An 8,633-nucleotide genomic window follows, 5' to 3' on the forward strand; every position below is an offset into this window, starting at 1 on the left:
CGCTTCTCGGTGAGCGGGAAGGTGGGCTGCAGGCGCAGCATGTAGGCGAGGATGTGCTCGTGGGCCTGCTGAGCGAGATTTGATACAGGTGCCGCAGCGGTGGGAGCATTGAACTGGGTGAGTGCGGCCTGGAAGCTGACGGGCTGCTGCGACTTGGCGACGGGGCCGCTGATGCTGCGGAGTTCTTTGGGCAGCCAGACGAGGTCTTTGCTCAAGGTGTTCTCGGCGAGCTGGCGAATGGCAGCGGGGGTGCTGCGTGCGGCTTCGGCTGAAGTGCGGAAGAGGCGAACGTCGATTTCCGAATCGCGCAAGACGAGGCCGAGATAGCCGAGGATGGGCGTGCCGTTGAGTTCTTCGACGACGATGGTTTCGGGCAGATCGCCGAAGGACCAAGATTTCAGGGCGAAGCGTTCGACACGGGGCAGCAGTTTGTCCCAGGCATCGGAGCGCAGGTCCTGTTTCTGCATGCTGCCGCGAATGGTGTCGAGATCGCGACTGGAGGCGATGACGGTATTCTTTTTCGGATCGAGCACTTCGACGCGCGGCTGCAAATGGGCGGGCAGGCTTTGCGGTGGCCAGTCTTCGGGACGCACCTGGATGCGGTAGTGGCGCGTGATGAAATCGGCGAGGGCATCCAGAAAGGACTCGCGGCCAGGATCAAAATCAGCGGCGATTTCGCGGGCCTTCGGGTCGATGGGCATCAACTGGCGGCGAATGACTTTTGGCAACGCCCGCAGCATGACATTGGCGAGTTCTTCGCGAATGCCGGGCACCATCCACTGGATCTGACCGCTGGTGAGATGACCGGCTAACTGCGCAGGCACACGCACGGTGACGCCGTCGTTTTCTTCGCCGGGCAGGTAGTTGTAAGTGAGGGGCAGCGCGGTGTTGCCGAGGGCCACCTGATCGGGGAACATCTGCAGGTCAGCCTCAAACTCCTCGCCTGCGGTGAGCTCATGCTCGGTAGCGCAGAGGAAGTTCGGCTGCTCGTCGATGTGCTCTTTAACGAAGCGATTGAGATCGTGGATCGACGAGACGTTTTTGATGCGCTGGTCATAGAAGCTGAACAGGCGCTCCTCGATGGCATAGACACGATTGCTGCGCACGCGGGTGAGCATCGTTTCGATCTTCTGCCGCAGCTTGTTATTGTGGGCGTAGAAGCGCAGGGTGATGGGCACCTCCTGGCTGTCGATGAGTGCGGCGCGGATGAACATCTGGGTGGCCGCGACGGCATCAACCTTGAGGAAGTCGATGTGCTGGCGGCGCACCTCCAGCCCGTGCAGGAGCACGCGCTGAGTGACGAGGACACGGCCAGCTTTGAGATTCCAATGCGGCTCGCTGTACTTGAATTGGCAAAGATGCGCGCCGAGTTCCGCGATCCAGTTCGGATCAATCTTGGCGAGCGTGCGCGCGAAGAGCTGCGAGGTCTGCACGATCTCACCGGCAACGATCCATGGCGGCTGACGGCCTTTGTCCTGACCGGGCTTGCCCTTGCCGTTTTTCTCACGGCGCTCGTAAAGATTCGAGCCAGGAAACACGGACACTTCGCGATTGCCTCCCGCCTTGTAGAGATTGCGCTCCTCCTTCATCGCGATGTGCCCAAGCTGCGCAGCGAGGATGCTGCGATGAATGGCATCGTCATTCGCGGGTGGGGTTTGCTGGCGCAAATCGTCGCTGAAGGAATCGCACAGCTGCTTCCAGACATCACGCCACTCCTGCATGCGGGTGAAGGAGAGGAAGTTCGATTTGCAGAATTTTCTCAGCCCATTTCGCGAGCCACCCGAGGCTTCAGGTGTGGCGTTCCAGATCTTGAGCAGCGTGATGAAATCGGACTCAGGCGCGGCGAAGGCCTTGTGCGCGGCGCTGGCGAGTTCGCGTTTTTCTTCAGGGCGCTCACGCGGATCGGGAATGCTCAAACCGGCGGCGATGATGAGCATCTCGGGCAGGGCTCTTTCAACTCGGGCCTGGAGGAGCATTCGGCCGAGGGTGGGATCGAGAGGCAGGCGGGCGAGTTCGCGGCCGAGCGGCGTGAGCTCGTGTGTTTCGCTGAGCGAGCCCAGTTCGTGCAGCAGGTCGTAACCGGCACGAATGGACGCACTGACGGGAGGATTGATGAAGGGGAAGTCTTCGATCTCGCCGAGCTTGTAGGCCTTCATGCGCAGGATGACCTCAGCGAGGTTCGCGCGCTGAATCTCCGGCATGGTGAAGCGATCACGCTTCTCAAAATCCTCCTGCGAATACAAGCGGATGCAGATGCCGTCCTGCACACGTCCTGCACGACCGGCGCGCTGATTGGCGCTGCTTTGTGACACGGCTTCGACGGGCAGGCGCTTGGTGCGCGTGCGCGGATTGTAGTGGCTGATGCGCGCGAGGCCCGTATCCACCACGTAACGGATGCGCGGAATGGTGATGGATGTTTCAGCGACGTTTGTGGCAATGACGACGCGGCGTTTGCGGCCCGGCTGAAAGATGCGCTGCTGCTCAGCGGAGGCCATGCGACCAAATAAGGCGAGCACTTCAAAGCCTGAGCCGAGGCGGCCATCGAGAAGATCGCGCGTCTCGCGAATGTCGCGCTCGGTGGGCATGAACACGAGCACGTCGCCGTCGTCGGTTTCAATGAGAGCGTTTTCGACGGCGGATGCGGCACCATCGATGAACCCGAAATCGTCTTCACCACCCGCGAGCGGCGCATAGCGAATATCCACGGGAAACATGCGCCCGGAGACTTCGATGATCGGTGCGCCGCCAAACGCTGCGGAAAAGGCCTCGGTGTCGATGGTGGCGGAGGTGACGAGCAGCTTGAGATCGGGCCGCTTTTTCAGCAGGCCGACGAGGTAGCCCAGCAAGAAGTCGATGTTCAGGGAGCGTTCGTGCGCTTCATCGAGAATGAGCACGGAATAGTTTCGCAGCATGGGATCGCTCTGGATCTCGGCCAGCAGGATGCCGTCCGTCATGAACTTGATGCGCGTGTCGCGGCTGGTGTCGTCGCTGAAGCGCATCTTGCAGCCAACTTCACGTCCCCAAGGCACATTCAGCTCCTCCGCCACTCGTTTTGAGACACTCATCGCCGCCACACGCCGTGGCTGCGTACAGCCGATCTGGCCGCGCGCATCTTGCAGGGCTTCGAGGCACATCTTCGGCAACTGCGTGGTCTTTCCCGAGCCGGTTTCGCCCGCAAGGATGACGACCTGATGCTGGCGAATGGCCGCAACGATCTCATCACGGCGGGCCGTAATGGGCAGGTCTGGAGGATAACTGATGTGCGGCATGAGAGGAAAACGGGCGCGGAGAATAGGCGGAAAATGACAGATGACGAATTCCGAATGACGAATGCGTCAGAGATGTATTGTCCGGCATGGAAGCCACCCGAAGCAAGACATCCACTCATGGCGTTTGTGCGGTCACCGGCAAGTCGCAGCCGATGTCCAAACTGCTCGTTCTGCGGGAGCTGCGGCCCAACATTGCACAACTCATCCACACCAGTCATCCTGAACTGACCGATGAGTCCCTGCTGAGCGCTGAAGCGGTCAATGAAGCGCGGCTGGAATACGTGCGTGATTTGCTGGAAACTCAGGTGGGTGATCTGACGCGGCTGGACGAAGAGGTTTTGGAAAGCCTGCACAAACACGAAGTGCTGAGCGAGCGCCCTCTCTCGGAGACGGAGGAGGTTCAGCAGCTGACCTTTGGCCAGCGGCTGGCGGACAAGATCGCGGATTTCGGCGGGAGTTGGACGTTCATCCTGTCGTTCTGCTTTTTTCTTGTGCTTTGGATTGCCATCAATGCCGGGGTACTGCTGCGGCAGCCCTTTGACCCTTATCCGTTCATCCTGCTGAACCTCATGCTGTCATTCCTGGCCTCACTCCAGGCTCCGGTGATCATGATGAGCCAGAACCGGCAGGAGGCGCGTGACCGCCAGCACGCGGAGGGCGACTACAAAATCAATTTGAAGGCGGAGCTCGAAATCCGTCACCTGCACGAAAAGGTGGACTACCTGCTGCATCAGCAGGCGACGCGATTGATGGAGGTGCAGCAGATTCAGATCGAACTGCTGCGCGAACTCGCGCACGGGCGCGAGAAATCGCACGAGTGATTCAGATCGAGCGCGGCAGCGGTCCCACAGGAATGAGTTTTACATTCTGCGCAGGCAGCCAGGCACCGTCTTTGATCCAGTTGCGAAGGATCTGGACGTCCTTTTTGGAAATGGCATGGCCGCTGGGCGGCATGGCTCCGGGGATTTCGTCAGGAAAGGTGACGACCAGGAAGAAGCGGCTGGCCTCCGGTTTGCCAGGTACAATCCAATGTGAACCGATGAGCTTTGCAAGCGCATGTGTGTCGTTGATCGGCGGCATGGTGGAGAGCCGGTTGTCGCCGTGGCAATGCACGCAGTTCGTTTCGAGAACGGTACGAACCTCGGCGAAGTCCTTCTCCTCCGCCGGGTTTCTGGGGGTGGTGGAACAACTGGCGAGCACAGCGACAAGAGCGCAGGTGACGAAAATGGACGGCTTCACGACTCACCATGCCAGCATTTCGTGATCTTAACATCGCAATGTCTGCGCCTGGATTGGCCTACTCCTCACCTTTAAAGTACTCCACTTCCTGCATTTCGAAGGCCTTCTTGTGCGGTTTGGTCATCCATTTGCCCGAATCCGGGTAGTGGATCACGTCTGCTTGCGGCTGGTCGGCAATGACGAAAAAAGTGAGGTCTTCGGAGCCGTTGTTGATCAGTTGATGGGCCTCACCAGGGGGGAAGACGAGGTAATCGCCCGCCTTGATGGCTTCCTTGCCCTTCGTTGTGCGCACCTGACCGCTGCCGCTGAGGATGTAGTAGGCTTCCCACTGAGCGGTGTGCTCGTGCAGCGGAAAATTGATTTTACCGGGAAGAATGCGGTGAATTTCGAGATCAAAGGGATGGCCGCCCGACCAGGTGCCAATGTCCTTCTGCCCGCCTGCGGCAATCGACAGCGACCGGCGGGCAAGGCCATACTTGCCCTGCGGGGAGTTTTGCTGGGTCCAAGGGAGGTCTTCGGCGTGGGCACGGTTCATACGGGGCAGGTGTAGCACGCGACGGGCGTTTTGGCGTCATTCAGGAGCAAAGAATTTTCGGCTAAACCGGCATCCCCACTTGCTAATCGAACGTTTTCAATACAATTAGAATCATTCTAATTCTAATTTCGTCATGCCCCCTTCCCCTTCACGCACTCCTGCCAAACCCACCGGTCTGGACTGCCGCCTCGCTGTGCTGGGTTCGGACGTCCGCCTGACACCGCACCGGCGCGAGGTCTTCGAAGTTCTCGCCTCCTCGACGGACCACCCCACGGCCTACGACATCCTCGACCGGGTGAAAAGCCGCAGCCCCGGCATGTCACTGGCCACGGTTTACAACTGCCTCGAGCACCTGACCACCAACGGACTCATCAAGCTCGTCCACCTGGAACGTGGCCAGTCCCGCTACTGCGCGAACCTCCACGAGCACGTTCATTTTCACTGCGAGACCTGTGGCAAGGTCATCGACGCGCATCCCACCACTGACTTCGACGCCACCAAGTTCTGGAACCTCCCTGCCGGCACAAAGATCGCCCGCACCGACCTCGCCATCCACGGCACCTGCTCCAAATGCGCCGAGGCGAAGTCCTGAACACAGTCCCCTAAACCCACCCCACTTTCCATGTCCCTCGAAATAAAAGCCCTCCACGCTCAGATCCCCGGCCGCGAAATCCTCAAAGGCCTGAACCTCACGATCAACCCCGGTGAAGTCCACGCCATCATGGGCCCGAACGGCTCCGGCAAGAGCACGCTCAGCAAAGTCCTCTGCGGTCATGATGACTATGAAGTCACCAGCGGCGAAGTCCTGCTGGATGGCGAAAACGTCCTCGACATGGCCGTCGATGCCCGCAGCCGCGCCGGCCTTTTCCTCGCTTTCCAATACCCGCACGAAATCCCCGGCGTCAGCAACGCCAACTTCCTGCGCGCCGCATTGAAGGCCCGCCTGCCAAAGGGCGAGGACATCGACGCCGTGAGGTTCTACAAGCAGCTCTACGCCCGCATGGACCAGCTTGAGATGGACCGCAGCTTCACCAGCCGCAGCGTCAATGAAGGCTTTTCCGGCGGTGAAAAGAAGCGCAATGAAATCCTCCAGCTCATGATGCTGGAGCCGAAGTATGCCATTCTCGACGAAACCGACTCCGGCCTCGACATTGACGCCCTCAAAATCGTCTCCCGTGGCGTGAACGCTATGCGCAGCGAGAACCGCGGCTTCCTCGTCATCACCCATTACCAGCGCCTGCTGAACTACATCCAGCCCGACATCGTCCACGTCCTCAAAGACGGCCGCATCGTGAAGACCGGCGGCAAGGAGCTCTCTCTGGAGCTCGAAGAACGCGGCTATGACTGGGTGACTGATGAGTCACTCGCGACGGCTGCTTAACTCGATTGAACCATGAAACCCAGCGTGTACATCGAAACGACCATTCCGAGCTACCTCGTAGCCCGGCCAAGTCGTGACATTGTGCTCGCCGGGCACCAGCAGGTCACCAACGACTGGTGGCAAAATTCCCGGCCCAATCACGACTTGTTCATCTCCCAGTACGTCATCACCGAAGTTTCTCGAGGTGAGCAATCGATGGCCCAAAAGCGATTGGACGTGCTTCAAGGTATCCCGCTCCTGCCTGCAACCACTGAAACCGAGCAACTGGCCCGTGAACTCATCCGTCGGCTCAATCTGCCGGAACAAGCGAAGACCGACGCCTACCATATCGCCATCGCCGCCGTTCACGGGATCGACTTTTTGCTCACCTGGAACTGCACCCATATCAACAACATGCACATGCAGCGCCGCATCGAGATCGCGTGCCAGGAGGCAGGCTATTCGGCGTCAGTAATTGGAACCCCGGAGGAACTCATCTGACATGACCACCGATCCCATCGCTGCCGAAGTCCGAGCCAATCGCGAAGCCATCTTCGCCGAGTGCGGCTACGACCTCGACCGCTTCAATGCCCACACCCGTGAGGTGGAGGAGCAGCTCAAACGCGAAGGCTGGATCTTCGCCGATCGTCCCATTGTCCGAACCAAGCCCCAGGAATCATTCTTCGTTCGAGAAGCCCCCCCCGCCTCAACAGAGCCCTAAGCCCTCTGAAACATTAATTCTGCAAACCCGCCAACTTTTAACACTATGGTCACTGCCCCAGACAACGATATCTCCGACATCAAAGTCGATAACGTCGGCGATTTCACTTTCCCCGAGCGCAACAAGTACGACTCCGGTTTCGGCATCACCGACAAGACCGTCGATTTTATCGCGGATGTGAAGAATGATCCCGACTGGATTCGCGAGTTCCGGCACAAGGCGCTCAAGATCTTTCAGGACAAGCCGATGCCCACGCATTGGGCCACGAAAGATCTTGAGAACATCAAGTTCGACGAATTCCGTTACTACCTGAGCGACGGCCAGAAGCCGAAGCGCTCCTGGGACGAAGTTCCGGAAGATGTGAAGAAGACCTTTGACCGCCTCGGCATCCCCGAGCAGGAGCGCAAGTTCCTCGCAGGTGTCGAAGCGCAGTACGACTCTGAAGCCGCTTACTCGAACATCAAGGCCGCAGTCGCAGAGCAGGGCGTCATCTTCGTGAACAGCACCGAAGGTCTGCACAAGTACCCCGAGATCTTCAAGAAGTGGTTCGGCAAGGTCATCCCAACGGGCGACAACAAATTCTCCGCGCTCAACAGCGCCGTGTTCTCCGGCGGCTCGTTTATCTACGTGCCACCCGGCGTGAAGGTGAAGCACCCACTGCAGGCTTACTTCCGCATCAACAGCGAGCAGTTCGGCCAGTTTGAGCGCACGCTCATCATCGCCGATGAAGGCGCGGAAGTGATGTACATGGAAGGCTGCACAGCGCCGAAGTTTGAGACCGCCACGCTGCACAGCGCCGTGGTCGAGCTCGTCGCCCTGAAAGGTGCCAAGATCCAATACGTCACCGTGCAGAACTGGAGCAGCAACGTCTTCAACCTCGTCACCAAGCGCGGCATCGCGATGGAAGACGCTGAAGTGCGCTGGATCGACTGCAACATTGGCAGCCGCCTCACCATGAAGTACCCCGGCGTCATCATGAAGGGCAAACGCGCCCGTGGTGAAGTCATCAGCATCGCTCTGGCCAACAGCGGCCAGCATCAGGACACCGGTGCCAAGATGGTCCACGCCGCCGATGACACCACGAGCAACGTCATCTCCAAATCCATCTCCATCGGCCAGGGGCGGAGCACCTATCGCGGCCTCGTTCACATCCCGAAACACCTCAAGGGCTGCAAGAACAACACCGAGTGCGATGCGCTGCTCATCAACAGCAACAGCCACACCGACACCTACCCGGCCATCAGCGTTCGTGGCAATCAACACTCCACCCAGCATGAAGCCAGCGTCAGCCAGGTGAGTGCAGACCAGATCTTTTACCTCATGCAGCGCGGCCTCACCGAAGCCGAAGCCATGAGCCTGTCCGTGAACGGATTCATCAACGATCTCGCGAAGGAATTCCCGATGGAATACAGCGTGGAATTGAAGCGCCTTATCGACCTCGAAATGGAAGACAGCGTCGGCTGATCTAACCCATCAGCCTTCACCAAACGTTTTCGCTCGCCATGTCCG

The 8,633-nt window shown here is 59.2% G+C and carries 9 protein-coding genes; 6 read left to right on the top strand and 3 right to left on the bottom strand.

What is annotated here, in order from left to right:
- The coding region (hrpA, locus tag PSV43_RS00950) for an ATP-dependent RNA helicase HrpA (RefSeq protein WP_300192754.1) at window positions 1–3,269 on the bottom strand (3,269 nt) is incomplete at its 3' end.
- Between the two features lie 86 nt (window positions 3,270–3,355).
- Here hrpA and PSV43_RS00955 point away from each other — a divergent pair.
- On the top strand, window positions 3,356–4,090 hold the full coding sequence (locus PSV43_RS00955; RefSeq protein WP_300192756.1) for a DUF1003 domain-containing protein: 735 nt from the start codon (window positions 3,356–3,358) through the stop codon (window positions 4,088–4,090).
- A 1-nt stretch (window position 4,091) separates the two neighbouring features.
- On the opposite strand, the gene PSV43_RS00960 is transcribed toward PSV43_RS00955, so the two are convergent.
- Together PSV43_RS00960 and PSV43_RS00965 are read right to left on the bottom strand one after the other, a co-directional pair.
- A complete protein-coding gene (locus PSV43_RS00960; RefSeq protein ID WP_300192758.1) occupies window positions 4,092–4,508 on the bottom strand; it encodes a hypothetical protein in 417 nt (138 codons plus the stop codon).
- 58 nt (window positions 4,509–4,566) lie between these two features.
- Window positions 4,567–5,043: a cupin domain-containing protein gene (locus PSV43_RS00965; RefSeq protein WP_300192760.1), complete on the bottom strand. Its 477-nt coding sequence runs from the start codon at window positions 5,041–5,043 to the stop codon at window positions 4,567–4,569.
- 133 nt (window positions 5,044–5,176) lie between these two features.
- On the opposite strand from PSV43_RS00965, the gene PSV43_RS00970 reads away from it, so the two are divergent.
- Genes PSV43_RS00970 through sufB form a run of 5 tightly spaced genes read left to right on the top strand, consistent with a single transcriptional unit; the run spans window position 5,177 to window position 8,588 of the window.
- Window positions 5,177–5,635, top strand: coding sequence for a Fur family transcriptional regulator (locus PSV43_RS00970; RefSeq protein ID WP_300192762.1), 459 nt, complete (start codon window positions 5,177–5,179; stop codon window positions 5,633–5,635).
- A gap of 30 nt (window positions 5,636–5,665) precedes the next feature.
- Entirely contained in the window at window positions 5,666–6,424 is a 759-nt protein-coding gene (sufC, locus tag PSV43_RS00975; protein WP_300192764.1) for a Fe-S cluster assembly ATPase SufC, read from the top strand.
- Between the two features lie 12 nt (window positions 6,425–6,436).
- Window positions 6,437–6,904, top strand: coding sequence for a type II toxin-antitoxin system VapC family toxin (locus PSV43_RS00980; RefSeq protein WP_300192766.1), 468 nt, complete (start codon window positions 6,437–6,439; stop codon window positions 6,902–6,904).
- 1 nt (window position 6,905) lies between these two features.
- Window positions 6,906–7,124, top strand: a complete 219-nt coding sequence (locus PSV43_RS00985; protein ID WP_300192768.1) for a hypothetical protein — start codon at window positions 6,906–6,908, stop codon at window positions 7,122–7,124.
- 45 nt (window positions 7,125–7,169) lie between these two features.
- Window positions 7,170–8,588, top strand: coding sequence for a Fe-S cluster assembly protein SufB (gene sufB, locus PSV43_RS00990; protein ID WP_300192770.1), 1,419 nt, complete (start codon window positions 7,170–7,172; stop codon window positions 8,586–8,588).
- The last annotated feature ends 45 nt before the right edge of the window (window positions 8,589–8,633 follow it).

It is taken from the genome of Prosthecobacter sp. (assembly GCF_029946185.1).
GTDB lineage: Bacteria > Verrucomicrobiota > Verrucomicrobiia > Verrucomicrobiales > Verrucomicrobiaceae > Prosthecobacter.